Origin of the sequence: Pseudomonas fluorescens, assembly GCF_902497995.1 — a bacterium.
GTDB classification, from domain to species: Bacteria; Pseudomonadota; Gammaproteobacteria; order Pseudomonadales; family Pseudomonadaceae; genus Aquipseudomonas; species Aquipseudomonas fluorescens_BK.
On sequence record NZ_CABVII010000006.1, the window covers coordinates 96311 to 122885 of the forward strand.

Here is a 26575-nt window from a genome sequence, read left to right on the forward strand (position 1 = left end):
GCTCACGGCTTGAGCCAGGTTCCCTGGCTCTGGGCTTCGCAAAACGGCTGCAAGTACGCCGCATCGGTGGCCACTCCGTAATAGTGGATGTCCTGCCGGTACGGCATATTGGCGACTTGAGCGTTGCTGCACACACCGAAGGCACCGGCGGGGCATTGGTCAACGTACTGCACCTCGACTTTCTGCCCGGGCAGGTTTGGTTGACAGAATCCTTCTGCGAACAGGCTTTGCGGGATGGTGCGGTTCTGCTGGCAGACTTTGACGTCGAGTCGTACAGCTGTACTATGTACCACACATGCCTGCGCCACCACATCACTTGAAGTGAGTGCCAACAGCAACGACAACCCCATCAACCGCATTTTTTACCTCCTAGAAAATACCGACCATGTTGCAGAACATCCCGACCCACGTCATTGCCGGCCCATTGGGCGCCGGCAAGACCAGCCTGATCAAGCACCTGCTGGCGCAACGCCCCGCAAACGAGCGTTGGGCGGTGCTGATCAACGAGTTCGGCCAGATCGGCCTCGACGCTGCACTGCTGACCCGGGACATCGAAGGTATAGCACTGGGTGAAGTGGCCGGGGGCTGTTTGTGTTGCGTGAATGGTGCGCCGTTTCAGATCGGGCTCGGGCGCTTGCTGCGCAAGGCGCGGCCGGATCGACTGTTCATCGAACCTTCGGGGCTGGGGCATCCGGCGCAGTTGCTCAGGCAATTGAGTGAGACACCGTGGCAAGGGGTGCTGGCCGTTCAACCTTGTGTACTGGTACTGGATGCCCAGGCGCTTGCTGTCGGTAAACCGCTGCCTGCGACGCAACAAGAGGCGCTGAACAGTGCCGGGTTGTTGCTGTTGAACAAGTCAGAAGATCTCGACGCCGGGGTTCGGCAGCGTATCGCCGCGCAACTGCCGGCGCGTCGGTTGTACTGGACGCAGCAAGCTGTGTTGCCGTTGAGCGAATTACCCGGGCGTGAAATTCAGGCTATGACGGGTGTGGATAACTTCAGCGTGCCCAAGGGACTGGCGCAGATACCGGCGATCTGGAGTGATCCTGCATTGCCGATATGCCTGAGTCAGGAACAGGAGGGCGGCTGGAGCATTGGCTGGCGTTGGCATCCGAGTCAGACATTCGATGCGGCGCTTGTTGGCCGGTGGCTGGAAAGCTTGGCCTGGCGGCGGGCGAAACTGGTTATCCACAGCGTCGGTGGTTGGGGTTCAGCCAATGCGTTGGATAATTCGGTGCTGGAATGGCGGACTAGTGAGTGGCGGCGGGATTCGCGGATCGAGTTGATTTTCAGTGAGCCGCAGGAGGTTGATTTGCTGCAAAGGGCATTGGCGAACTGTCGTTCGAGTTGAAGAACTTTTGATTTATGGGCGCCACTTGGTGTGTTCCTGCCGCCACTGACTCAACTCGATGACCTCGGCTCGAGGCTTCACTGCGTCAACCACCTCGGGTGTATCGTCGAATGGCATGGGGTAGGGCGCCAGTTCGATCTGTGCGCTGTGGGCCCCGAATTGAGTGATCGTACCGTTGTGACGGGTTTCACCAGTCACGGTGAATTCGAAGTTATATACACGGGCCAGGCGCCGCCGATCGTTGGCGTCTTTGATGAAGGCGATTTTTTTCAACGCCACGTTGCCGTCCAGCAATTCGATTCCAAGTTTGCTGCAATGCTGCATGACCCGCTCCAGTGCCCGCTCGCGCAAGCCATGGTTATGCCATAGCCACGCGCCACCGGTGGCGAGCAGCATTAGCACGAAGATATTTCCGAGGGTCAGCATTAAAGGGTGCTCCAACAAGATGGTGTCAGCTTAACTGCGTCTGCGGTCTGTCGTATAGGCTGTGTTTCGTCGCATACTGCGCGGCTCGAATTTCAATCGTTTTACGGAACTCAGTGCATGAAACGTACGCCCCATCTGCTCGCCATCCAGTCCCACGTGGTGTTCGGCCACGCTGGCAACAGCGCCGCTGTTTTCCCGATGCAGCGGGTCGGGGTGAATGTCTGGCCGCTCAATACCGTACAGTTCTCCAACCACACCCAATATGGCCAGTGGGCCGGCGACGTGCTGGCCCCGCATCAGATTCCCGAGTTGGTGGAAGGGATCGCCGCGATTGGCGAACTGGGCAACTGCGATGCTGTGTTGTCCGGTTACCTCGGCAGTGCGGCCCAGGGCCGGGCCATTCTGACGGGGGTGGCGCGAATCAAATCGATAAACCCCAAGGCACTGTATCTGTGCGACCCGGTGATGGGCCATCCGGAGAAGGGCTGCAGCGTGCCGGCGGAAGTCAGCGACTTTCTGCTGGAAGAAGCGGCCGCCGTGGCGGATTTCATGTGCCCGAACCAGCTCGAGCTGGACAGCTTCTCGGGACGCAAGCCGCAGTCACTGTTCGATTGCCTGGCCATGGCGCGAGTGCTGTTGGCGCGCGGTCCGAAGGCGGTGCTGGTCAAGCATCTGGACTATCCCGGCAAGTCGGCGGACGTTTTCGAGATGCTGCTGGTGACAGGTGAAGGCAGCTGGCACCTGCGTCGTCCAATGCTGGCGTTTCCGCGGCAGCCAGTGGGGGTTGGCGACCTGACATCCGGGCTGTTTCTGGCGCGTGTCCTGTTGGGCGATAGCTTGGTGGCGGCTTTTGAGTTCGCTGCGTCGGCCGTGCATGAAGTGCTGTTGGAAACCCAGGCCTGTGCCAGCTATGAGCTGGAACTGGTGCGGGCCCAGGACCGGATTGCCCATCCGCGGGTGCGGTTCGAGGCGATGGCGATAAGCCTTTAAAAGCTTCGCGGGCAAGTCGGATCGCCGCACCGCTCGCTCCTACAGGACGGCGTCGTTCACAACAGATGTGTGCGACTCGGACCTGTAGGAGCGAGCGGTGCGGCGATCCGACTTGCCCGCGAAAGCAGTTTAAAGATCAGGCACGGTTCAGGCGTCGCCCTTGATCTCCTGATAACGCTTTTCCAGTTCCTGCCGGATCTGCCGGCGTTGCTGGGCCTGCATGAAACGACGCTTGTCTTCGCTGTTCTGCGGTTCCAGCGGCGGGACTGCGGCCGGTTTTCGCTGATCATCCACCGCGACCATGGTGAAGAAACAACTGTTGGTGTGGCGCACGGAGCGCTCGCGGATGTTTTCGGTCACCACCTTGATGCCCACCTCCATCGAGGTGTTGCCGGTGTAATTGACCGAGGCCAGGAAGGTGACCAGTTCGCCGACATGAATCGGCTCACGAAAAATCACCTGATCCACCGACAAAGTCACGACATAGCGGCCGGCATATCGGCTGGCGCAGGCGTAGGCCACTTCGTCGAGGTACTTGAGCAGGGTTCCGCCGTGAACATTGCCAGAAAAATTGGCCATGTCGGGGGTCATCAATACCGTCATCGACAGTTGGGCGTTTCCGGGTTCCATAGCGTTCTCACGGTTCAAGGCAGGTTCGGAGGGGGAGCGCACCTCTGCGGGTGCCTGGTCGGTTTTTTTCAAACCACAGTTATCGGGACGCCGGGCGGATGATTGCCGTCACGCCTTAACGATCTGTTTCCATATATTGCACCGCCTTTCTGCCGGAAGTCGCGGTGTTACCCTTCAAATGCCCACCCCGAAGACAATTCCTACATCTAAATCGGATTTTTACTCTGCTCAATTCAGACCTTTCCCGGGCTGGTGCTTGAGCAAAATTTACCCAAGGAGCCCACACCATGCACGCCATCAGTTTTATTCAGGACCTGGCAGTGATCATGCTGGTCGCGGGCGTGGTGACGGTGCTGTTCCATCGTTTCAAACAGCCCGTGGTCCTTGGCTATATCGTCGCCGGCTTCATCATCGGCCCGCACACGCCGCCTTTCAGCCTGATCCACGACGAAGAAACCATCAAGACCCTTGCCGAGCTGGGGGTAATCTTCCTGATGTTCTGCCTGGGCCTGGAGTTCAGCCTGCGTAAGCTGTTCAAGGTCGGTGCCACGGCGTTCATCGCGGCGTTCCTGGAAATCGTGCTGATGATCTGGATCGGCTACGAGATTGGCCGCTGGTTCGACTGGAACACCATGGACTCGCTGTTCCTCGGCGCGATCCTGGCGATTTCCTCGACCACCATCATCGTCAAGGCCCTCAATGACCTGAAGATGAAGAACGAGCGCTTTGCCCAGCTGATCTTCGGCGTATTAATCGTCGAAGACATCCTCGGCATCGGCATCATCGCTTTGTTGTCGAGCATCGCGGTCAGCGGCACGGTCAGCTCCGGTGAAGTTTTTTCCACGGTTGGCAAGCTTTCGCTGTTCATGATCGTCGCGCTGGTCATCGGCATCCTTCTTGTACCGCGACTGCTGGCCTACGTAGCCAAATTCGAAAGCGACGAGATGCTGCTGATCACCGTGCTGGGCCTGTGTTTCGGCTTCTGCCTGCTGGTGGTCAAACTCGAATACAGCATGGTGCTCGGGGCATTCCTGATTGGCGCGATCATGGCTGAATCACGGCAATTGCTGAAGATCGAACGCTTGATCGAGCCGGTACGCGACCTGTTCAGCGCCATCTTCTTTGTCGCGATCGGCTTGATGCTGGATCCGATGATTCTGCTGCAGTACGCCTGGCCGATTGCGGTAATCACCGTTGCAGTGGTTCTGGGCAAGATGCTGTCCTGCGGCCTCGGCGCTTTCATCGCCGGTAATGACGGACGTACCTCACTGCGGGTCGGGATGGGTCTTTCACAAATTGGCGAATTTTCCTTCATCATCGCCTCGCTGGGCATGACCTTGCAGGTCACCAGTAACTTCCTTTATCCGGTGGCAGTGGCAGTTTCGGTGCTCACTACACTGATGACGCCGTACTTGATTCGCGCGGCCGACCCCTTGTCGATCAAGCTGGCGGCGGTGATGCCGCAACGCCTGAGTCGGGTGTTGGGCATGTACGGCGAATGGTTGCGTAGCATTCAGCCACAGGGCGAGGGGGCGCTGCTGGCGTCGATGATTCGGCGGATCCTGTTGCAAGTGGGGGTCAATCTGGCGCTGGTGATTGCGATCTTCTTCTCGGGCGCATACTTCGCCGAGCGCATGTCCGCTTACCTGCAAGACTGGATCAGTGACCCGAGCTGGCAGAAAGCGTTGATCTGGGGTGGGGCACTGCTGTTGTCGCTGCCGTTTCTGATCGCCGCCTATCGCAAGCTCAAGGCGCTGTCGATGCTATTGGCGGAGATGGGCGTGAAACCTGAAATGGCCGGGCGTCACACACAGCGAGTGCGTCGGGTGATCGCCGAAGTGATCCCGATTCTCTCGCTGCTGGTGATCTTCCTGCTGTTGGCAGCCTTGTCGGCCAGTATTTTGCCGACCAACAAGTTGCTGGTACTGATAGTCGTCGTCGCGGCCGCCGTGGCGGCGCTACTCTGGCGCTGGTTCATCCGCGTGCATACGCGCATGCAGGTGGCCTTGCTGGAAACCCTGGACAACCACAAGGATTCGCCCGGGCATTGACCACCGGGGGCGCGTCGGACGGCTCAGCTTTCCAGCCAGACGTCCCGCGCCCAGTGCCATACCGATTCCCAGGTTTCTTCGGCCATCAGCTCTTCCTCGGCGAGCCACAGCACCACGGTGCCGTCTTCTTCGACCAGGTAGTAGTTGTCGCCGTCCTGGCAGATCGGGATCATGCTGCGATCGACACCCGCATCCCAGGCGTTGGCGGCAACGTCCGGCAGATAGGTGTGGGATTGCGGGTCGGTGACGGTCACCGGCTCCAGGCTGCCGTAGACCACGTCGCTGACGGTCAGCAAAAATTCTCTGAAGACAAACGGAATGTCGATGAACAGTTGTTCCTCGATTTCCACCAGTTGATCTTCGTCGGGCAATTCCAAGGGGACCGGTACCGGTTCGTTGGCTTCACGCAGTTGTTCAATGATTTCTTCCACGTCCGGGATCCTCTTGCTGTTGGCGCGGTTTATATGGGGCGGTTTATACAGTAGCTTGCTATAGATGCAACCGCGAAATAGAAAAACCCCGGCCAGGCCGGGGTTTTCATTACAGCATGCTTAACGCAGGAAGGATCAGCCGTTCTGGCGGATACCTGCGACCAGCCAAGGCTGGTTCTCGCCCTGCGGACGCTCCATGTTCCAGCTTTCGCTGAACACTTCGCCCTGGTCGAAGCGCGAGTTCTTCGACACACCGGTGAAGGTCAGGGTGGCGATGGTCTTGTCGGCGCGATCATCCACGCCATCCAGCTGCACATTGAGGTTGTCGACGTAAGTGGACTGGAAACCTTCGCCCAGCTCGGCACGTTCGCGCTTGAGGAACTCGAGCAGTTGCGGGGTCACGAACTCGGAGATTTTGTCCATTTCGTTGGCGTCCCAGTGCTGTTGCAGGGACTGGAAGTGGTTGCGCGCGGCTTCAATGAAGTTCTTTTCATTGAACCAGGCCGGGGCATTGATCACCGGACGAGCGGCGACAGGGGCCGCCGAACCGCCGAAGATCGAGCCCATGGCTGCTGGCTTCTGCTCGAACGCTTCACGCTGCATCGGCGCGCCAGCCGGAGCCAGGTGCTCCTGCTGCTTGCGGCGACGGGCGGCGATGAAACGGAAGACCAGGAAGGCGATGACCGCCATGATCAGGATGTCGAAGATCTGCATGCCTTCGAAGCCACCACCCATGAACATGGAGGCCAGCAGGCCACCGGCAGCGATGCCGGCCAGAGGGCCGAGCCAGCGCGAAGCACCGCCGGCCTTGGCGGCAGCGCCAGCGGCACCGGCGGCACCCGCAGTGGCGGCAGCACCGCCCGCGGCAGAAGAAGGAGCCATTTGGCTGGTCTGGTGAGTCGGCGCAGCGCCGGAGCTCTTGCCGCCACCAAAGCGCTTGGCGTTGGCGTCGAGGCTCATCGTCAGGCCGATGCACAACGCCATGGCGATGCTAAGAAAACGTTTCATAAAGGGAATTCCCATTTGTGGAAGGCACGCGCGCCATGTTGCACAGGTGAAGTGTTGCTGGCTAGCGGCAGAGTGTTTCGGGCTTTTGCCTGACAGGTTTCGTTCAGCTTCAATCAGTGCAAAAAGGCCCGTTAGCTTTGGTCTGTAGGATCAGTGGATTAGTTCTGTAGGAAGATGAGTCCTGTGGGAGCGGGCTTGCTCGCGAAGAACGATAACGCGGTGTTTCTGAAAAACCGCGGTATGGCCTTCGCGAGCAAGCCCGCTCCCACATGGGCACTCTGTCAGGCTTTAAATCGCTTCGAGCTTGGCGTAACCGAGCATCAGCCACTTGCTGCCTTCGCCGAAGTTCACCTGGACCCGGGCCTGAGCCCCGGCGCCTTCGAAGTTCAGGATCACGCCGTCGCCAAACACCGAATGCCGAACGGCCTGGCCCAGACTGAACCCGGTGTCCGGAATCTCGCTGCCGCCAAACAGGCTGGTGGCGCTCTGCTGCTGGCCGCCGCCGAACGGACGGCTGACGCTGTTGGACAGGCGCACTTCCTGGATCAGGCCTTTCGGTACTTCCCGTACGAAACGCGACACTTTGTTGTAGGTCTCGCTGCCGTACAGGCGTCGGGTTTCAGCATAGGTCATCACCAGGTTCTGCATCGCCCGGGTGATTCCGACATAGGCCAGGCGGCGCTCTTCCTCGAGACGGCCGGGTTCTTCCAGGCTCATCTTGTGCGGGAACAGGCCTTCTTCCATGCCCACCAGGAACACGTAAGGAAATTCCAGGCCTTTGGCGCTGTGCAGGGTCATCAGTTGAATGCTGTCTTCGTGCTCGTCGGCCTGGGTATCACCGGCCTCCAGCGACGCATGACCGAGGAACGCCGCCAGTGGCGACAGGTCTTCATCTTCTTCCGCGTTTTCGAAGTTGCGCGCGGCGCTGACCAGTTCCTCAAGGTTTTCTACTCGGGCCTGACCTTTCTCGCCTTTTTCCGCTTCGTGGTAAGCGATCAGCCCCGACTGCTCGATGACGGTCTGGGTCATCAGATGCAGGGGCATCTCCATGCATTTGGCGGCGAGGTTCTCGATCAGCTCGATAAATGCCCCGAGAGCGCCGGCAGCGCGCCCGGTCAGGCCTTTATTGGCGACCAGCAGTCGCATGGCTTCCCACATCGACACGTCGCTGTGACGGGCATGGTCGCGGATAGCTTCGACGGTTTTCTCGCCGATGCCACGGGCCGGAACGTTGATCACCCGCTCCAGCGCCGCATCGTTGCCACGGCCTTCCAGCAAGCGCAGGTAAGCCATGGCGTTCTTGATTTCAGCCCGTTCGAAGAAGCGCTGGCCGCCATAGATGCGATAGGGAATACGTTCGCGCAACAAGGCTTCTTCCAAAACGCGCGATTGGGCGTTGGAGCGGTACAAAATCGCGATATCACTGCGAGCCAGGCCGGTTTTCAGCGCGCTTTCGATGGTTTCCACCACATAGCGCGCTTCATCATGCTCGTTGAACGCGGCATACAGATTGATCGCTTCGCCTTCGCCGCCGTCGGTCCACAGTTCCTTGCCCATGCGCCCTGTGTTATTGGCGATCAGGGCGTTGGCAGCTTTGAGGATCCCGGCGGTAGAGCGGTAGTTCTGCTCAAGACGAATGGTCTCGGCATCCGGAAAATCGTCCGAATACTGATAAATGTTCTCGATTTTCGCGCCGCGCCAGCCGTAGATGGACTGATCGTCATCGCCGACCACCATCAGACTGTCACCGCCCTTGGCCAGCAGACGCAACCAGGCGTACTGCACGGCGTTGGTATCCTGGAACTCGTCCACCAGAATGTGCCGGAAACGCTTTTGATAGTGCGCGAGCAAGCCCGGGTGATCGCGCCACAGGTCCAGGGCGCGCAACAGCAATTCGGAGAAGTCGATGACGCCAGCGCGCAGGCACGCGGCCTCATAGGCTTCATAAATGCTGCGCATGGTGGCCAGGAACAAATCGCCGCTGGCTTGGATGTGTTGTGGACGCAGACCTTCGTCCTTCTGCCCGTTGATGAACCACTGGGCCTGACGGGCCGGCCAGCGCTGCTCGTCCAGGCCCAGCTCGCGGATCACCCGCTTGACCAGTCGCTGCTGGTCGTCGCTGTCGAGTATCTGGAAGGTCTGGCTCAGGCCGGCTTCCTGCCAATGCGCCCGCAACAAGCGGTGCGCCAGGCCGTGGAAGGTGCCGACCCACATGCCGGCCGGGTTGATACCCATCAGCTGCTCGATGCGATGGCGCATCTCGGCAGCGGCCTTGTTGGTGAAGGTTACCGACAGGATCGAGTGGGGCGAGGCGTTTTCGACCTGGATCAACCAGGCGATACGGTGCACCAACACTCGGGTTTTACCGGAACCAGCACCGGCCAGGACCAACTGACGACCTACGGAGGCAGCTACGGCCTGGCGTTGGGCATCGTTGAGGGAGTTCAGCAGAAGGGAGAGATCATCGCGCATCAGGCCATTCTAGGGGGCGGCGCCACCCCGGGCAAACCCCGCTTTGCTTTAGCCGATGAAAGTCATGGGCAGGACGACCGGTCGGTCATCGGCTGCAAGCGTTGACGGGACTCGCCTGGACGCTTTTACGGCGGGGAAGGCAGAGGATATTTTTAGCTGTTTTATGACCCGGGGCAGTGTGGTCCGGGCAGTTGCTTGTGTATGCTCCGTCCACGTTTCGGGCTCATGCTCATCATTATAAGAACAAGAACGTTACCTATGACCCTCAGCTCCGACCTGTCGGGCCCTTCGGTGGAGCCCCGGGTTATCCGCAAACAGTACGCCATGGAAATGGCGGTCGAGCGCACGCGCCTGCTGTATCAAGGCTCATTGCTGCCCACGCTGTTCATGTTGATCAATGGCCTGGTCTGCGCCTGGTTGCTCTGGAGTCCGCAGCGCTACGTCCTGGTCAGCGTCTGGCTGGTATGGTTGTTGTCGTTGGTGGCGTTACGGGTGATTCAGGTCGCGGCCTTCGATTCAGCGATTCCCAACCGCCAGGCCCATCCGATCTGGCGCCGTATGTTTTTGCTGGGTTCGGCCCTGACCGGCCTGACCCTGGCCGGTGCCGGCATTGCGCTGGTCCCCGCCGACAACTTCATGCAGCAAGCCTGGGTGTTCGGTCTGATCGGCGCAGCTGCGCTCTCGGCCAGCGTTGCCTACGCGGTCAGCCTGCCCGCCTTCCTGTCCTTCACCTTGCCCTGCCTGTTGCCGGCCATCGGCTATTTGTTCTGGGGCGGCGATGAGCAGGGACAGGGTTGGGGCTGGTTCGGGCTGATTCTGCTCGGCGCCTTGAGTGTGGTCGCCTGGCAGGTCAATCGGCTGATCGATAGCGGCCTGTTGCGGCGCTTCCAGAATCAGGCACTGATCGAGCACTTGCAGCAGGCTCAAAGCGGCAGCGCCCGGCTCAATCACACGCTGGCCAAGGAAATCGACCAGCGCCGTCGAGCCGAAGACGAACTGCGTGCGATTCAAACCGGGCTGGAAAGTCGCATCGCCCAGCGCAGCCTGGAGCTGGACGTCGCCAACCAGGCCTTGAGCAAGAGTGAAGCGCGACTGGCGCTGGCGTTGAAGGCCAGTGAGCTGGGGTTGTGGGACTGGAACCTGCAAACCGATGAAGTCCACCACACCCGGCTCCAGGAGCTGTTCGGCCTGGAGCCGGAGTGTGTCACGGCGATGCTTCGCCACCTCAAGCCGCGCCTGCACCCCGATGACTTGCCGTCGCTCAAGCGCGCGCTGGTCGAGCATTTGAAAGGCCGCAGCGAGGATTATCAGGTTGAGTACCGTGTGCGCCATGGCGATGGCCATTGGGTGTGGATCGAGGACCGTGGTCGAGCGGTCGAGCGCAATGAAAACGGCCGGGTGATCCGCATGGTCGGCACCCGCCGCGACATCAGCGTCAGCAAAAGCCTGGAAGGGCAGCGGCAACTGGCAGCGACCGTGTTCGAGGCGGCCAGCGAAGGTATCGTGATTTTCGACCCGAATTACGCGCTGATCGCGGTCAATCAGGCGTTCAGTCGAGTCACCGGCTATGCCATCGAGGACATGCTCGGGCGCAACGTGGTCGACTTGCCCTGCAGTCGTGATGCCCGGCGGCACTATGCGACGATCCATCAGGCGCTGGAGCAACACGGGACCTGGCAAGGCGAGCTGGTGGAAACCCGCAAGAATGGTGAGCTGTATCCGCAATGGCTGCAATTGAATACCGTGCGCGATGCTCGGGGAAACGTGAGCCATATTGTAGGCTTCTTCGCCGATTTATCAGTACGACGGCAATCTGAAGAGCGCATGCGCTACCTGACCCATTACGACGAACTCACCGGCCTGGCCAACCGCTCGCTATTCCGTGAGCGGCTGAGCGAGGCGCATCAGCGCGTGCGTCAGGGGGGCCACCGCAGCCTGGCGTTGCTGCACATCAACCTGGATCGCTTCAAACTGCTCAACGACAGCCTCGGCCATGAGATTGCCGACCAATTACTGCAGAAAATGGCCCGGCGCCTGGTCAACGCGCTGCCCGAGGCGGACACCATTGCGCGTTTGTCCGGCGATGAGTTCGCCGTGTTGTTCAATACCTACGGCAACCTCTCGACCCTGGCACGGATGGCGACGCGCCTGTCGACCAAGTTGCGTTTGCCGGTGACCGTCGAGGGGCACGAATTGGTGATTAGCGCATCAATGGGCATCAGTATGTTGCCGGACAACGCCAGGGAAATTTCCGCGCTGGTCAGTCAGTCGAACATCGCCATGCAACATGCCAAGCACTTGGGCGGCAATAACTTCCAGTTCTACACCGACAGTCTGCAAGCCAGCACTTTGGAGCGCTTGCAGCTGGAAAATCAGCTGCGCAAGGCCATTGAAGAAAAGCAATTGAAGGTGTTTTACCAGCCCAAGCTGTGCCTCGCCACGGGCCGGTTGAACGCTGCCGAAGCGCTGGTGCGTTGGGATCATCCGACCATGGGTAGCGTTCCGCCAGGGGTTTTCATTGGCCTGGCCGAGGAAACGGGTCTGATTGGCCCTATCGGCGAATTCGTGTTGCGACAGGCCTGCTGGCAAGCCTGCGAGTGGCAGCGTCAGGGGCTGGCGCCGATTCGAGTGTCGGTCAACCTGTCGGTGCATCAACTGCGTCAGGGCAAATTGGTCAGCCTGGTGCGTCAGGTGCTGGAAGAAACCGGCCTGGCGCCGCATAACCTGGAGCTGGAGCTCACCGAAAGTCATTTGCTGGACAGCGTCGAGTACATCATTGCCACGTTCCAGCAGTTGCGAAATCTCGGGATAAAACTGGCGATCGACGATTTTGGTACCGGCTATTCGTCCCTGAGCTACCTCAAGCGCATCCCGGTGGATTACGTGAAGATCGATCAAGCGTTTATCCGCGGTCTGGGGGAGGGCACTGTGGATGCGGCGATTACCCGGGCAATTATTGCCATGGCTCATGGACTGTCGTTGAAGGTCGTGGCTGAAGGGGTCGAGCAGCCGGAGCAGCTGGAGTTTTTGAAGGCCGAGCACTGTGATGAAGTGCAGGGCTATTTGATCAGTCGGCCAGTCGACGCCGATGCCCTGTTGCAACTGCTACGTGCGGACGCGAAACCCTTGTAAGGGGCTACATGGAGCGCATAGGGCGTGAAATGGGGACATCGAGTTACGCATTGAGCAGGCAAAAAGCCGATTCATGTAGTATAACTACAAGCTTGCTACATCCCCGGCACCTGCCAATAACAAAGAGTCGACCCTTTTGAATCTGCTGCAACATATTGCCCAGTCACGCCACCTGTTACGCAAGTCGGAGCTCAAGGTTGCCGACCACGTCCTGCTTGACCCGGCGGCGGTGATGCACAGTTCCATGGCCGACCTGGCCCACAGCGTGGGCATCAGCGAGCCGACGATCGTGCGGTTCTGCCGCGCCATCGGGTGCTCCGGGTTTCAGGATTTGAAGCTGAAGCTGGCGCAGAGTCTTGCGGCGGGTGCGAGCTTCGGGCAGTTCGCGATCCATGAGGACGATTCGGTCGCTGACTACAGCCTGAAGATTTTCGACACCACCCTGCACACCCTGATGGAGGTTCGCGAGAAGCTCGATCCGGTGGAGTTGCAGCGGGCCGTGACGCTCATGTCCCAGGCGCAACGTGTGGAGTTCTACGGTTTTGGGGCGTCGGGTGCGGTGGCGGCAGACGCCCAGCACAAATTCTTTCGCTTGCTGCTGACGGCAGCGGCGTATTCCGACCCGCACATGCAGGCAATGTCGGCAGTGACCCTGAAGCCGACCGACGTGGCGATCTGCATTTCCCAGTCCGGGCGCTCCAAGGACCTGTTGATCAGTGCCAACCTGGTGCGCGAAAGCGGCGCCTCGCTGATCACCCTGTGCCCGAGCCAGACACCGTTGGCTGAGCTGTCGACTGTCAATTTGGCGATCGATGTGCACGAAGACACTGAAATCTATACGCCACTGACTTCGCGGATTGCCCACCTGGTGGTGATCGACGTATTGGCGATGGGTGTGGCCATGGCGCGTGGGCCGAGCCTGGTCAACCATCTCAAGAGCGTCAAGCGCAGCCTGCGCAGCTTGCGGTTGTCGCCCAAGTCGCTAAAAGCCCTCGACGATTGATTCGTCGTTTGTCTTAAGACCGCCTTCGCGGGCAAGCCTCGCTCCTACAGATTTTGCGCAACCTTGTAGGAGCGAGGCTTGCCCGCGAAGGCGTCCTCGAATACGACAACTTTCATCTGCCTGTAACGCACAAGCCGCCAAACCGTCATCCCCCAAGCCCATCCTGTAACTCCCGTAATCGCCTTGGGAGACTCGACATGGCCCAGTCCTACGAAGAACGCAACAGCGCCGTCAGAACCCGTCGCCAGCAGGAAGACCAGCGCCGCATGGAATTTCGCCGCGCCATCGAAGATCGCTGTGAACGCCGCCAGCTGCTGGCCGAGATCGGCGACTTTGCTGACGAACTGGAACTCAACTATTGGCAGGCAGCTCCCGTAGCTTGCCGTCGAAACGCTCAACCAGGGCGCTGATCTGCACCCGCTCGCTGCGGATAAACGCAAGGAATGCGTGCGCCACCGGTGATAGTCGTTTGGCCTTGGCCTGCACCAGGCACCAGCTGCGATATAGCGGCAGCTCTTCGACCGGCAACTCGATCAGGCCGCCGGTCGCCAACTCAAGGCTCAGGGCGTGGCGCGTCAACAGCGCCAGGCCCAGACCCGCCAACACACATTCCCGTTGTGCTTCGGCTGACGAGACCTCCTGGGTCTGGTTGAAATGCACACGTTTCTCCTTGAAATACTCTTCACAGGCCACCCGCGTCCCGGAGCCGCTCTCACGCAGCAGAAGGGTGTAAGGCTCGAGATCCTGCAAGCGCAGGGGACCCATGTGACACAGCGGATGATCCGGTGGCGCCACGGCGACGATCGGGTTGTTGAGGAACGGCAGGAATTCCAATCCCATATCCTGCGGCACCATGGACATGATCACCAGGTCATCGCGATTATCGGAAAGCCGTCGAATCACCTGCCCACGGTTGACCACCGTCAGTTGCAGATTCACCTCCGGATGCTGGCGCTTGAACGCGGCAAACAGATGCGGCACGAAATACTTGGCGCTGGATTCCACCGCCAGTTTCAGTTGGCCCTGCAACGAGCCTTGCATGTCCGAGAGCTGCATATCGAGATTTTCCAGGCGCCCGAAAATGTCCAGACTGGCGCGCTGTAAAGCCTCGGCCGCTTCCGTCATGTACAGTTTTTTACCGACGTAATCGAACAAAGGTTGACCAATCAGCTCCTCGAGTTGACGAATCTGCAGGCTGACGGCAGGTTGGGTGAGCGACATTTCTTCGGCTGCACGGCTGTAGGACCTCAAATCACAGACTTCGTTGAAGATCTGTAATTGACGCAATGTCAAACGCATCAAAGACTTACGCATAACTTAAGGTCTCTCTCGGCAGGCTGGTGCGTCAACTATAAGTCTTTACTTATGCATGACCCAATAATTAATCATTTTTGTTAATCCCTTGTGGGGGCTAGTGTGGGGCTGCGACTAAATCGAAACATTTGGTCACGCGTCGACCTGGCCTAGCAGGTCGTGGGTACCACCGGCTCAAGGGAACCTCCAAGTGATAAAAAAGATCCTGATCGCCAACCGTGGTGAGATTGCCGTAAGAATCGTGCGTGCCTGCGCCGAGATGGGCATTCGCTCGGTCGCGATCTATTCCGACGCCGACCGTCATGCCTTGCATGTGAAGCGCGCCGATGAAGCCCACAGCATTGGTGCCGAGCCACTTGCCGGCTACCTGAACCCGCGCAAGCTGGTGAACCTGGCGGTGGAAACCGGTTGCGATGCGTTGCACCCCGGTTACGGCTTCCTCTCGGAAAACGCCGAGCTGGCAGACATCTGCGCCGAACGCGGCATCAAATTCATTGGTCCATCGGCTGAAGTCATTCGCCGCATGGGCGACAAGACCGAAGCGCGCCGCAGCATGATCAAGGCGGGCGTACCGGTGACCCCAGGCACAGAAGGCAACGTGTCGGGCATCGAAGAAGCCCTGGCCGAAGGCGAGCGCATCGGTTACCCGGTCATGCTCAAGGCCACTTCCGGTGGCGGCGGTCGCGGTATTCGTCGCTGCAACAGCCGCGAAGAACTCGAACAGGCCTTCCCGCGCGTCATTTCCGAAGCCACCAAGGCCTTCGGTTCGGCGGAAGTGTTCCTGGAAAAATGCATCGTCAATCCAAAGCACATCGAAGCGCAGATTCTCGGCGACAGCTTCGGCAACGTGGTTCACCTGTTCGAGCGTGACTGCTCGATCCAGCGTCGTAACCAGAAGCTGATCGAGATCGCCCCGAGCCCGCAACTGACCCCGGAACAGCGCGCCTATATCGGCGACCTGTCGGTGCGCGCAGCCAAGGCCGTGGGTTACGAGAACGCCGGCACCGTGGAGTTCCTGCTCGCCGAGGGCGAGGTGTACTTCATGGAAATGAACACCCGGGTGCAGGTGGAACACACCATCACCGAAGAAATCACCGGCATCGACATCGTGCGTGAGCAGATCCGCATTGCGTCCGGCCTGCCGCTTTCGGTGAAACAGGAAGACATCCAGCACCGCGGTTTCGCGCTGCAGTTCCGGATCAACGCCGAAGACCCGAAAAACAACTTCCTGCCGAGCTTCGGCAAGATCACCCGTTACTACGCACCCGGCGGCCCCGGTGTACGTACCGACACGGCGATCTATACCGGTTACACCATTCCACCGTTCTACGACTCCATGTGTCTGAAACTGGTGGTGTGGGCGCTGACCTGGGAAGAAGCGATGGACCGTGGCCTGCGAGCCCTGGACGACATGCGTCTGCAAGGGGTCAAGACCACCGCCGCGTACTACCAGGAAATCCTGCGTAACCCGGAATTCCGTAGCGGCCAGTTCAACACCAGCTTCGTTGAAAGCCACCCTGAACTGACCAACTACTCGATCAAGCGCAAACCCGAAGAGCTGGCCCTGGCCATCGCCGCCGCCATCGCCGCCCACGCAGGCCTGTGAGGAATATAACAATGAGCAAGCAAATCCACGTAACCGACACAATCCTGCGCGACGCCCACCAATCGCTGCTCGCCACCCGCATGCGCACCGAAGACATGCTGCCGATCTGCGACAAGCTCGACAAAGTCGGCTACTGGTCGCTGGAATGCTGGGGCGGCGCGACCTTCGACGCCTGCGTACGTTTCCTGAAAGAAGACCCGTGGGAGCGTCTGCGCCAGCTGCGTGCGGCACTGCCTAACACGCGTCTGCAAATGCTCCTGCGTGGCCAGAACCTGCTCGGCTACCGCCACTACAGCGATGACGTGGTCAAAGCCTTCGTCGCTAAAGCCGCGGTCAACGGCATCGACGTGTTCCGTATCTTCGATGCGATGAACGACGTGCGTAACCTGCGGGTCGCCATCGAAGCGGTGAAAGCGGCGGGCAAACACGCTCAAGGCACCATCGCTTACACCACCAGCCCGGTGCACACCATCGAGGCCTTCGTGAACCAGGCCAAGCAAATGGAAGCCATGGGTTGCGACTCGGTGGCGATCAAGGACATGGCCGGCCTGCTGACGCCATATGCCACTGGCGAACTGGTCAAGGCATTGAAATCCGAGCAGTCGCTGCCGGTCTTCATCCATTCCCACGACACCGCTGGTCTGGCTGCGATGTGCCAAATGAAGGCCATCGAAAACGGTGCCGACCACATCGACACCGCGATCTCCAGCTTCGCCTGGGGCACCAGCCACCCTGGCACCGAGTCGATGGTCGCCGCCCTTAAAGGCAGCGAGTTCGACACCGGCCTGAACCTGGAACTGCTGCAAGAGATCGGTCTGTACTTCTACGCCGTGCGCAAGAAGTACCACCAGTTCGAAAGCGAGTTCACCGCCGTCGACACCCGCGTTCAAGTCAATCAGGTACCGGGCGGGATGATTTCCAACCTGGCCAACCAGCTGAAAGAGCAGGGCGCGCTGAACCGCATGAGCGAAGTGCTGGCCGAAATCCCGCGCGTTCGCGAAGACCTCGGCTTCCCGCCGCTGGTCACGCCGACCTCGCAGATCGTCGGCACCCAGGCGTTCTTCAACGTGCTGGCCGGCGAGCGCTACAAGACCATCACCAACGAAGTGAAGCTTTACCTGCAAGGCGGCTACGGCAAAGCGCCGGGCACCGTGAACGAACAACTGCGTCGTCAGGCGATCGGCAGCGAAGAGGTGATCGACGTCCGTCCAGCTGACCTGCTCAAACCGGAAATGACCAAGCTGCGTGCCGAAATCGGCGCCGTGGCCAAGTCTGAAGAAGACGTGCTGACCTACGCCATGTTCCCGGACATCGGCCGCAAATTCCTCGAAGAACGTGCTGCCGGCACACTGACGCCTGAAGCGCTGTTGCCGATTCCGGAAGCGGGCGGCGTGACCTCGGCCGGTGGCGAAGGCGTACCGACCGAATTCGTTATCGACGTCCACGGCGAAACCTACCGCGTGGACATCACCGGTGTCGGCGTCAAGGCTGAAGGCAAGCGCCACTTCTACCTGTCCATCGACGGCATGCCGGAAGAAGTGGTGTTCGAACCGCTCAACGAGTTCGTCGGCGGCGGTAGCAGCAAGCGCAAGCAAGCCACTGCACCGGGCCACGTCAGCACCACCATGCCGGGCAATATCGTCGACGTGCTGGTCAAGGAAGGCGATACCGTCAAGGCAGGTCAGGCCGTATTGATCACCGAAGCGATGAAGATGGAAACCGAAGTCCAGGCGGCCATCGCCGGTAAAGTCACCGCCATCCATGTGGCCAAGGGCGACCGGGTGAATCCGGGCGAAATCCTGATCGAGATCGAAGGCTGAGTTAACAGCCGAGATCACACCGCTTTAAACCTCGGGGGAGCATGTGCTCCCCTTTTTTTTATGCCCGTTATTTGCGGTGTACACACCCATCAATGTGGGAGCGGGCTTGCTCGCGAAGAGGGCCTGACATTCAGCATCATCGTTGACTGTCAAACCGCTTTCGCGAGCAAGCCCGCTCCCACATTGGTTGGGTGTGGTGTCTGTTTAATCTTAAGCGCGACACTCGGCCAGCGTTTTCACCTGCCCTGAATCCGTCTGGTTCTCATCGGCCAGCCACCGTTCAAACCCCGCACCAATCGCTGGCCATTCCGAATCCAGAATCGAGTACCAGGCCGTGTCCCGGTTCTGTCCCTTGACTACCATGTGCTGGCGGAATACCCCTTCAAAACTGAACCCCAACCGTTCAGCCGCGTACTTGGAACGAGCGTTGCCGTTGTTGCATTTCCACTCCAGGCGCCGGTAACCCAGATCGAAGGATGCCTTGGCCAGCAAATAAACCGCCTCGGTGCTTTTGGGCGAACGTTGCATCGGTGCGCCGAAGGTCACGTGACCGATCTCGATACGGCCCTGCGACGCAACGATCGACATCAGGCTGAGGATACCTTGCACCTCGCCGCTGGCGCGGTCGATCACGCTGAAGAAATACGGGTCACTGTTGGCCGCATGATTATTCAGCCAGTCATTGAAAGCACTGCGCTCCGGGAATGGCCCATAGGGCAAATAGTCCCAAAGCGTCGGATCGGAGCCCGGGCCTTGCAGGGCATTCCACAAGCCGTTGCCGTGACGCGCCGGGTCGAGTTTTTCCAGGCGGATAAAGCGCCCTTCGATCGTTTGAACCGAGGGTGCCGGGACGCCTTTCCAGTCCGCGAGTGAAGTCGACATGTTGTTCTCCTTGAACCTTAAATGGCTTTGCGAAACTGGATGAAACCGGGGCGTTCGGCGACGCGCTCATAAAGCTGGATCGCTGTGGCGTTGGTTTCGTGGGTCAGCCAGTGGACCTTGCAGCAACCGTCTTCCTTGGCTGTGGCGTACACGTATTCGATCAGCTGCCGACCGACGCCGGTGCCTCGGGTTTCGGGCGTCACCAACAAGTCTTGCAGGTAGCACGAGTTTTCGATGCTCCAGTTCGATCGATGGTAGATGAAATGCACCATGCCCACCGCTTTGCCATCGACCCAGCCCAGTGCAGCGTGGGTCGGTTCGCTCGGGTCGAGCAGGCGCTGCCAGGTGCTTTGGGTAACGGCGTCGGGCAGTTCGGTGTTGTAGAAGCGCAGGTAGGCTTGCCACAGCGGCAACCACGCGGCGTGATCGTCAGCGGTAACCTGGCTAATCTCGATCTGACTCATGTTCATTCCTTAACGCATCAAGTGGGCGAGGGCCTGGTCGTGCACATCGGGGCTGGCAGCGAGGCCCTCGCGCACGCCGGCGACGTCTGCGGTGCTGCGGTTCTGGCTGAGCTTGCGCTTGCCTTGCAGACGCTGGATCGGCAAGGCAAAACCGACGATGGCCTTGAGCATCCCGTCAATGTAATCCGCGGGCGCATCCGCGACCTTCCACGGATTGTTGCGACTTGCTTCATGACGATCCGTCAGAGCGCTGACCAGATTGCGCAGGCGATCGGCCTCGGTGAACACTTCGGCCGTGCCGTAAGCGTGCACGGCGACGTAGTTCCAGGTCGGCACGACTTTGCCGTGCTCGGCTTTGCCCGGATAGAAATCCGGGCTGACGTAAGCATCGGCACCGGCAAAAACCACCAAAGCTTCAGCGCCGTTCTGCAACGCTTTCCATTGCGGATTGGCCCGGGCGAAGTGGCCGTAGAGAGTGCCGTTCGGACCTTGATCGGGGCTGAACAGCAGTGGCAGATGACTGGCTTGCAGACCTTGGTCGCCGTGGGTAACCAATACGGCAAGACGGGTGCCGAGTATCTGCTGGTGCAGGTCTTGCAAATCGTCGATGGCAAAGCTGCTTGGCGTGTACATGGAGATTTTCCTTGGCGAATGGCTTCATCCTAGGCAGGCTATTGGTCTGTTGTAAGAGCCATTAACGACAAATTTCATAGGTCCATTACTATGACCAGCGAACCCCTGTCCTTGTCGTTCAACCCTGCAGGTGTCGAACTCGATCGCCGTCAGGGCTTGAGTCGCCAGTTGTATCAGGCGCTACGGGTACGAGTGCTCGACGGCAGGCTGGCCAGTGGCACGCGATTGCCGGCCAGTCGTGACCTGGCGGCGGCGTTGGCGATATCCCGCAACAGCGTGGTCCGGGCCTATGATCAACTCTACGCCGAGGGCTTTATCGAAGGGCGTGTTGGCGACGGCACTTATGTTGCACAACTGCCTCAGGCAATGCTGGCGACGAAAAAACTATCCACAAAAGTATCCACAGGGTTGTCAACAGGGTTGCCCACAGCCTTATCCACAAATTGCCTGGATTTACCTGTGGTTTTATCCAGCAAAGTTATCCACAGCGGCGCCTTGGCGAGGGTAGAAAGGAATCATTTGCCCACGCCGCCGAGTGGTCCTCCCCGGGCTTTTCGGGTTGGCGTTCCGGCCTTCGATCTGTTTCCATTTGAGGTATGGGCCAAGCTGAATGCGGCTTTCTGGCGTAAACCGGATTTGCAGCAACTCTGTTATGGCGATCCTGCAGGCGATGCGCGCTTACGCGGCCTGATTGCCGCGTACCTGCGCAGTTCGCGGGGCATGCAATGCACGGCTGAGCAAATAGTGATCACCAGTGGCGCACAGCAGGGGATCAGCCTTTGTGCACAGCTGCTGGTAGAGCCGGGCGACGGGGTCGCAATCGAGAATCCGGGGTATCGGGCGGCGGGCCATGCGTTCGCAGTGGCCGGTGCGCGATTGCATGGGATAGCGGTAGATAGTGAGGGTATCGATTGCACCGAACTGGCGGGACTCGGTGATTGTCGTCTGGCTTATGTCACGCCGTCGCATCAGTACCCGACCGGGGTGGTCATGGGCCTGGCACGTCGCCTGGAACTGCTGGTCTGGGCTGAACGCACCCAAGGCTGGATTGTCGAGGACGACTACGATGGCGAATACCGCTACAGCGGCGCGCCATTGGCACCCTTGGCTGCACTCGATCGGCAGGGGCGGGTGCTGTACGTCGGGACTTTTGGCAAAGTCGCCTTCCCGGCATTGCGCCTGGGTTATCTGGTGTTGCCGCCAGCATTGGTGGACGTGTTCTCCCAGCGGCGTGCGGTGGATGTACGGCATTCCGAGGTAAGCACTCAGGCGGTGATGGCCGAGTTCATGGCCGCCGGGCATTTCCAGCGACACATTCGGCGTATGCGGCGTGCTGCGCTGAGCCGACGTAACACATTGCTGTCCGGCTGGCCCCAGGGTATCCCTGGTATCGGTAGCCTGCCGAGTGTCGCGGCAGGGCTGCACTTGACGGTTGCGGTCGCGTCTGCGGCCCGCGAGCAGGCGCTGATCGAAAAAGCCGCCAGCGTCGATGTCGAGATCAATGCGCTGAGCAGCTACTGGTTACCGGACTCGCAACAACCGGAGGACCAGCGCGCGGGACTGGTCCTGGGTTTTGCGGCGGTGCCCGAAGTTTCCATCATCGAAGCACTCCGGCGTTTGGACAAAATCTGGCGCACATGAGTCTTGCACCACCGGCAGGGTTGCACGTCAGTTTTCGACTTCAGGCTCCAGGTCAAAAAACAGTTTTCGTAACGCCGGGTCATCGATCTTGCGTAAGACCCCATCAATGGGCTCGACTGTGGCGAATGTTTTTTGTTGCTCCTCGGTAAGCGTTTTCAAGTAGGTTTCCGAGATCTTCAGGTGCGCGGCAGTGGGATATTCTCGAGGGCTTTTCAGGCTTGGGTAGTGGAAATGGGCGACCCAGAGTTCCCGAGCATTATTGGTCCTGTCGAGAATCCGGTACTCCTGAAAATAATCGCCCTGCTGCTTGGTCTGGATTCGGCCTTTGTCCCGACGCAATTCGATCTGAGCATTCTCATGCATCCATCTGAATATGGACTGAGTGGGCTTCCTCAATTTGTAGAGGCTGGCGCGAATGCTTTTGCCGGTTTCGCGCATCGTCACCGCTGCCGCACGCAACTGCGGAACTAAACTGCGCACCGGAAATTGCTTCGTACGGGCCAAAATCTGCTCAACGCTGGTAGCGCTATGATCCAGTTTGTTTGCTTGTAAATCGAATATGTCCTGCATTTCAGCAGGGATACGCGAAGGTCGATTGGCGTCTTTCTTCGTGCGCTCGATAAAGCTGTTTGCGTTCTCGGCCAGGTCAAAACCGTTGCTGATGATTTCGCTATCAACCAGCGTCGAGGGTGGCCTCTGAGTATTTTCCAAAGTAAGCAAGCCAAGAGACTCGTCTATAGTCGGCGGTGCTTCACTGCTGGTCGGTTGCCGCGGCCGGGTCTTTCTCACCTTACCCGTGGGGCGTGGCACTGTCGGCTTCGATGGCCCGGCAGACTCTCTCGGGTTCAAGGATTTCTCTTGCTCCACCAGTGATAGGCGCAGGACTTGGGCGTTTGTTGCAAATCCGCCAATGAGGCCACGTAGATGGTCAAGTCGCGCCTGTTTGAAATGACCGGGATAGGTTTCTGGCAGTTCCAGAAGTCGCTGATCGATATCGGCAAAGGTTTCGATTATCTGACTCAGCTCTTCGATCTGCTGTTTCGGGCTGGTATCGTCTGGTGTTTTTTTCAGCAGCTGTGCAATCCGGTGAGCGGCGTTGGCCCCCCTGACGATCAGTTTGCCGACGTCACCGCGAGCCTGCGGCATCGTCACGCTGGCCTGTTCCTCCATGCACAGTTCCTGAGCGATGCCGATTTCATTGGCCTTGATTTCCCATTCGGTAAATGAAGGCGTCATTTTGCGCATGACCTGTGCTTGTTCAAGGCCTGGCCTTCCGAGCGCTTGCATTGACTCGAGCGCAGTGCGTGAGAGCACAAGTTTTTCGACCATTGCCTGGCTCAGATCTGTTGCTAGTTGCACGTGCCTGACGTGGGTTTCCTTCGACGTTTCCTCTATCGCGGTTTCAGATCGCAAGACACTGCTCAGCTTGGCATATTCACTTTTTTTTATGACGAACCAGAACGAAAGATGTTTCTGCAACTCGGTATGCATTCGTAGTGCGTCATGGATGTAACTCGGACCGCCGCCCAACGTATGCCATTCCTTCAGCTGCTCAAGGGCTTGTCGGTAGGCTCCGATCATCACCTCCAGTTTTTCCACGTAAATGGCTGACAATCGGTCATGGTCACCGCCCGTGGCAGCAAACATTTGCGCCTGAGCCTGGATCACATCGTTTTTTTTCTGCTCTTCGCCCCCTTCCGCATCCCCTTCCATGACCTTCTTGCGTTGAAACAGATCCAATTCTTTTTTCAGTTCATTTTTGCGAAGTTCATTCGCCGCTTTCAGGGCTTTAAGACGATTTTTTGGTCCGCCGCCCCTCAGGCGCAATCGCAGGTCAAGCACCCATCGGCCGTCACGATCATTGGTCAGCAACGGGCCATATTTTTCAGGGTCATCGGGATAAGCGATCTGCACCTGGCCATCCTCGGTGACTCCGACGTTGAACCAGCGCGTACCGACATTGGCGTACGTCTTGTGATCAAAATGATATAGATGAGGTGGCTTCTCGTTGGTGTGGCTGACCGCCTTGTTGTTCAAGTCTGGCGCCGTGACTTTGAGGGCGTCCAGGTAGGCGCCGAGTGCCGAGGGCGTGCGCCGGGGAACTGACCCGGCGGTCTCTACCAAAGAATCATGAGCCGATGGCAGTTCTCCGAGCAAGGGGATGGTGTCCAGCGTGATAGCGGTGGTCACGGGTGATGGAGCGGCGCTCTTTTCCAATGGTTCGCGAGTGATGCGGGGCTTGCTGGACAGCGCTTTACGCCGCATCACCGCGTGATGACTGAGCAGAATGCCCAGGGATAACAGGATGTCTGCCTCGGATCTCCACTGGTTAAAGCTGTCGCCTTTTTCATGGGCATCGAGGGCTTGTTGAATTTGCTCGATAACCTGCCAGGCCCAGACCGCGGTGCCGACGGCGCCACTGAGGAAGTTGGTCGCGACACCGAACAACGCCCGGCCGCTGTCTTTGAGCAGTGTCCAGCGCCGTTCGGCATTCGATTGCGACTGGCGGTCCGCGAGGGTGACCAGCGCCTGCGCATTATTTCTGAACAGCGCAGTGTGGGTGTCCCCAGTGATTTCCCGGGTTTCCAATACCACCCGCCCGAACTGCTCTGCCCTGAGGAAAGGGTTTACCAGCTGTTCAGCCGCTAACCATGGAGACGGCAAGCCCACCGGAAAAACGTACTGGGAATATTCAAAGCTCAGTGTTTTGGTCGCAAGCCAGGCGAGTATCGATTCGCGCAATTCTCCGGGCTGGTGCAAGGCATAGAGCAGATTCTGCCGCGAGGGAAACTGCATCAACGGCACATCCTGCATCGGCCGATAAAGCAGACAGGCCCCCTTGGTGTCGTCTCGAGGGCTGATAATGAACATGTTGGTCACGGTGTCGCTGGCGCTGATCAAACGATGTTGCGGCTTCAGCGTCAGGGGGTAGATAGCGATGGGGTTAACAGGGCCAGGGGCAGAATTCATCCATTTGCAAATGTACTGATAGCCTTGCTCGGTAACCCCCGACTCTTGTTTGATTTTCTCTTCCAGTGCCTTGAGCGGTAACAACCAGCGTAGTTGATCACGATAGAAATGGGCCTGACGTTGGGATGTGACCGGGTCATCGATCAGCGTTTTCTTGATCAGTGCCGGGTAGGCACGGCCGACGTCCACGTTGGCCGCGATGCGGGTGAGGAGTTGCGGCGTCAGCCAGTCAGGAACCTGCGCACCATTTTTGAATGATAGTGTCGCCCTATACGGCGCGTCGTTCTCCAGCGCGAACTCGGCCAAGGTTTCAGTGTGTTGATCGAGAGGGTTGGGCAGGGTGAAATTATCGACGGTAAAGCTGTTGGTCACCTTGATTTGCAAGGCGTCCCACGGCAGTTGCGCGGCAGCCACTGCACTTTTATCGGCGATGATCGCGTCCCGCATCGATTGGTGAGCAAATTGACTGATGGAAGGTATCTCGGATCTGGCGACCCTGTACTTGGCTTTGCGATACAGTTTCCCCAGGGCGGTGATGTAACGACGGTAATCATCCATGTCGTTGGCGGGTGCATTGCGCAGCCAGTCAGGGATTGCCGCGTCCAGTTGTTTGACACGTGATTGATCGAGGGTATCCAGCCCCTTTCCGGGCTCCGGTACTTCGGTGTAGGCCTCGGCATTTCCGAGTTGATCAATGCTGTCTAGTTGCGATGACACCAAAGCCCAGGCCATATGATCGAAAACGTTGCCATCGGGCTCGAATAATCGCCATTCCAGTGCGCCCCCTGTCGGCAGCCCGTCGAGCCGCCCAGGCAGGGTGCTTGCGAGCTTCTCCAGGGAATCGAACGACTCGTAGCCACACTCGATCGTGTACATGACGATGAGCTGGCGCTGGCGGTAAGTTGCCTTGATCACCAGTGCTCCGCCGACCAGAAGATGCCTGGGTATTTCATTCTCGACGACGTCGATATCGATCAGGCACGCCTGAATGGTTGAAAAATCGGTATTCGTGTTTTTCCGCGAAACTCTGTCCGGTTCGGCGAAGACTTCCCGGGCCATGGCGCACTCGTCTGCATTCCAGCCCTTCACTTGTTTGACATTGAGCGCTTTTCGCAGCGAGTCGGAAAGTTTTTGCCAACGTGGAAGTTCATGCACTGTTTGATTCCAGAAACTCAGCTGGCGGTCCTGGAATTCCATGAACAACAAGGCGATCGCTTCATTGAGCGTCAGGGCGACTTCCTCGATGCTGACCGCGAGTTGGACCGGGTCGTCGGCCTGCGGCTCAAGCGTCAGGAAGTGTTCCCCTTCGATATAGTCCGCAGTCGTTCCGCAGAGCCCGTGACGAACCAGCGCATGAGTCAGCGATTCGTAACTGATCGGCCCGCTCTCGACTTCATCGCCGATCACTTGCCATTGCGGGCTGCCGACGACTGCTTTGTCAGGGTCGATGTCCAGGTCGGTGAATTGTTCTTTCAGCATTTGGCGCAGCAACTGCGAGGCGACCTCATGCAGTGTAGGACCGTGGCTGGTTTGGTTGACCAGGTCGCTTTTTTCCACCAGAGGTTCGGTTTTGCCGCTGTCGATAGTGTCTGTCATGGTTGTTTCCTTCAATGCAGGGATCAGGACGAATGCGTCAATCCTGGCGATGGCATCGAAGGTAGTGGACTGCGTTTAACGGGGTGTGGTAACTAATTATCGCAGGTAAAAAAATGGCTGAAGTGCGAGATTTCGGCTGGATTTAATGTAAGTTT

Annotated in this window: 20 protein-coding genes; 9 read left to right on the forward strand and 11 right to left on the reverse strand. The window is 58.9% G+C overall.

The genetic code is table 11. The features are described from left to right. Positions 1–2: 2 nt before the first annotated feature. Positions 3–359 (reverse strand): NADH:ubiquinone oxidoreductase, encoded by a 357-nt coding sequence (locus F8N80_RS09125; protein ID WP_150783729.1) that lies wholly within the window; start codon positions 357–359, stop codon positions 3–5. 26 nt (positions 360–385) lie between these two features. On the opposite strand from F8N80_RS09125, the gene F8N80_RS09130 reads away from it, so the two are divergent. Next, the gene (locus F8N80_RS09130; RefSeq protein ID WP_150783730.1) at positions 386–1351 is read left to right on the forward strand and encodes a CobW family GTP-binding protein; all 966 of its coding nucleotides are present in this window, start codon (positions 386–388) and stop codon (positions 1349–1351) included. Between the two features lie 12 nt (positions 1352–1363). On the opposite strand, the gene F8N80_RS09135 is transcribed toward F8N80_RS09130, so the two are convergent. Next, positions 1364–1777: a DUF3301 domain-containing protein gene (locus F8N80_RS09135; protein WP_150747588.1), complete on the reverse strand. Its 414-nt coding sequence runs from the start codon at positions 1775–1777 to the stop codon at positions 1364–1366. Positions 1778–1894: 117 nt separating this feature from the next. On the opposite strand from F8N80_RS09135, the gene pdxY reads away from it, so the two are divergent. After that, positions 1895–2767, forward strand: a complete 873-nt coding sequence (pdxY, locus tag F8N80_RS09140) for a pyridoxal kinase PdxY (protein ID WP_150747587.1) — start codon at positions 1895–1897, stop codon at positions 2765–2767. A 147-nt stretch (positions 2768–2914) separates the two neighbouring features. On the opposite strand, the gene F8N80_RS09145 is transcribed toward pdxY, so the two are convergent. Continuing rightward, a complete protein-coding gene (locus tag F8N80_RS09145; protein WP_150747586.1) occupies positions 2915–3397 on the reverse strand; it encodes an acyl-CoA thioesterase in 483 nt (160 codons plus the stop codon). Between the two features lie 287 nt (positions 3398–3684). Here F8N80_RS09145 and F8N80_RS09150 point away from each other — a divergent pair, with 287 nt between their 5' ends. Continuing rightward, positions 3685–5448 carry a cation:proton antiporter gene (locus tag F8N80_RS09150; RefSeq protein ID WP_150783731.1) on the forward strand — a complete coding sequence of 588 codons (1764 nt, stop codon included), beginning with the start codon at positions 3685–3687 and terminating at the stop codon, positions 5446–5448. A 23-nt stretch (positions 5449–5471) separates the two neighbouring features. On the opposite strand, the gene F8N80_RS09155 is transcribed toward F8N80_RS09150, so the two are convergent. The 3 genes from F8N80_RS09155 to uvrD all read right to left on the reverse strand — a co-directional run bounded on the left by F8N80_RS09155 (position 5472) and on the right by uvrD (position 9359). After that, positions 5472–5879: an SMI1/KNR4 family protein gene (locus F8N80_RS09155; RefSeq protein ID WP_150747584.1), complete on the reverse strand. Its 408-nt coding sequence runs from the start codon at positions 5877–5879 to the stop codon at positions 5472–5474. Positions 5880–6014: 135 nt separating this feature from the next. After that, positions 6015–6887 (reverse strand): Tim44 domain-containing protein, encoded by an 873-nt coding sequence (locus tag F8N80_RS09160; protein ID WP_150783732.1) that lies wholly within the window; start codon positions 6885–6887, stop codon positions 6015–6017. Between the two features lie 288 nt (positions 6888–7175). Next, positions 7176–9359 carry a DNA helicase II gene (gene uvrD / locus F8N80_RS09165; protein ID WP_150783733.1) on the reverse strand — a complete coding sequence of 728 codons (2184 nt, stop codon included), beginning with the start codon at positions 9357–9359 and terminating at the stop codon, positions 7176–7178. Positions 9360–9617: 258 nt separating this feature from the next. Between uvrD and F8N80_RS09170 the strand changes: the two genes are divergently transcribed. The 3 genes from F8N80_RS09170 to F8N80_RS09180 all read left to right on the forward strand — a co-directional run bounded on the left by F8N80_RS09170 (position 9618) and on the right by F8N80_RS09180 (position 13904). Further along, positions 9618–12491, forward strand: coding sequence for an EAL domain-containing protein (locus F8N80_RS09170; RefSeq protein WP_150783734.1), 2874 nt, complete (start codon positions 9618–9620; stop codon positions 12489–12491). A gap of 136 nt (positions 12492–12627) precedes the next feature. Next, positions 12628–13494, forward strand: coding sequence for a transcriptional regulator HexR (gene hexR / locus F8N80_RS09175; RefSeq protein WP_150745101.1), 867 nt, complete (start codon positions 12628–12630; stop codon positions 13492–13494). 197 nt (positions 13495–13691) lie between these two features. Further along, positions 13692–13904 carry a PA3496 family putative envelope integrity protein gene (locus F8N80_RS09180; RefSeq protein ID WP_150745102.1) on the forward strand — a complete coding sequence of 71 codons (213 nt, stop codon included), beginning with the start codon at positions 13692–13694 and terminating at the stop codon, positions 13902–13904. Here the strand turns inward: F8N80_RS09180 and F8N80_RS09185 are convergent. Next, the gene (locus F8N80_RS09185; RefSeq protein WP_150745103.1) at positions 13846–14808 is read right to left on the reverse strand and encodes a LysR family transcriptional regulator; all 963 of its coding nucleotides are present in this window, start codon (positions 14806–14808) and stop codon (positions 13846–13848) included. The two genes, F8N80_RS09180 and F8N80_RS09185, sit on opposite strands and share 59 nt — an antisense overlap. 190 nt (positions 14809–14998) lie before the next feature. Here F8N80_RS09185 and F8N80_RS09190 point away from each other — a divergent pair, with 190 nt between their 5' ends. Both F8N80_RS09190 and oadA read left to right on the forward strand, forming a co-directional pair. Further along, positions 14999–16414 (forward strand): acetyl-CoA carboxylase biotin carboxylase subunit, encoded by a 1416-nt coding sequence (locus F8N80_RS09190; RefSeq protein ID WP_150745104.1) that lies wholly within the window; start codon positions 14999–15001, stop codon positions 16412–16414. Between the two features lie 11 nt (positions 16415–16425). Next, positions 16426–18234: a sodium-extruding oxaloacetate decarboxylase subunit alpha gene (oadA, locus tag F8N80_RS09195; RefSeq protein WP_150745105.1), complete on the forward strand. Its 1809-nt coding sequence runs from the start codon at positions 16426–16428 to the stop codon at positions 18232–18234. A 210-nt stretch (positions 18235–18444) separates the two neighbouring features. Here oadA and F8N80_RS09200 read toward each other — a convergent pair whose 3' ends face one another. From F8N80_RS09200 to F8N80_RS09210, 3 genes are read right to left on the reverse strand one after another with little or no spacing between them, the layout of a single operon-like run. Then, positions 18445–19116, reverse strand: a complete 672-nt coding sequence (locus F8N80_RS09200) for a GNAT family N-acetyltransferase (protein ID WP_150745106.1) — start codon at positions 19114–19116, stop codon at positions 18445–18447. A gap of 17 nt (positions 19117–19133) precedes the next feature. Beyond that, complete coding sequence (locus tag F8N80_RS09205) at positions 19134–19580, reverse strand: GNAT family N-acetyltransferase (protein ID WP_150745107.1); 447 nt, start codon at positions 19578–19580, stop codon at positions 19134–19136. A gap of 9 nt (positions 19581–19589) precedes the next feature. Beyond that, positions 19590–20213 carry an FMN-binding negative transcriptional regulator gene (locus F8N80_RS09210; protein ID WP_150745108.1) on the reverse strand — a complete coding sequence of 208 codons (624 nt, stop codon included), beginning with the start codon at positions 20211–20213 and terminating at the stop codon, positions 19590–19592. 90 nt (positions 20214–20303) lie between these two features. Between F8N80_RS09210 and pdxR the strand changes: the two genes are divergently transcribed. Further along, a complete protein-coding gene (pdxR, locus tag F8N80_RS09215) occupies positions 20304–21854 on the forward strand; it encodes a MocR-like pyridoxine biosynthesis transcription factor PdxR (RefSeq protein ID WP_150783735.1) in 1551 nt (516 codons plus the stop codon). 27 nt (positions 21855–21881) lie between these two features. On the opposite strand, the gene F8N80_RS09220 is transcribed toward pdxR, so the two are convergent. Next, positions 21882–26420, reverse strand: coding sequence for a dermonecrotic toxin domain-containing protein (locus F8N80_RS09220; protein ID WP_150783736.1), 4539 nt, complete (start codon positions 26418–26420; stop codon positions 21882–21884). Positions 26421–26575 lie beyond the last annotated feature (155 nt).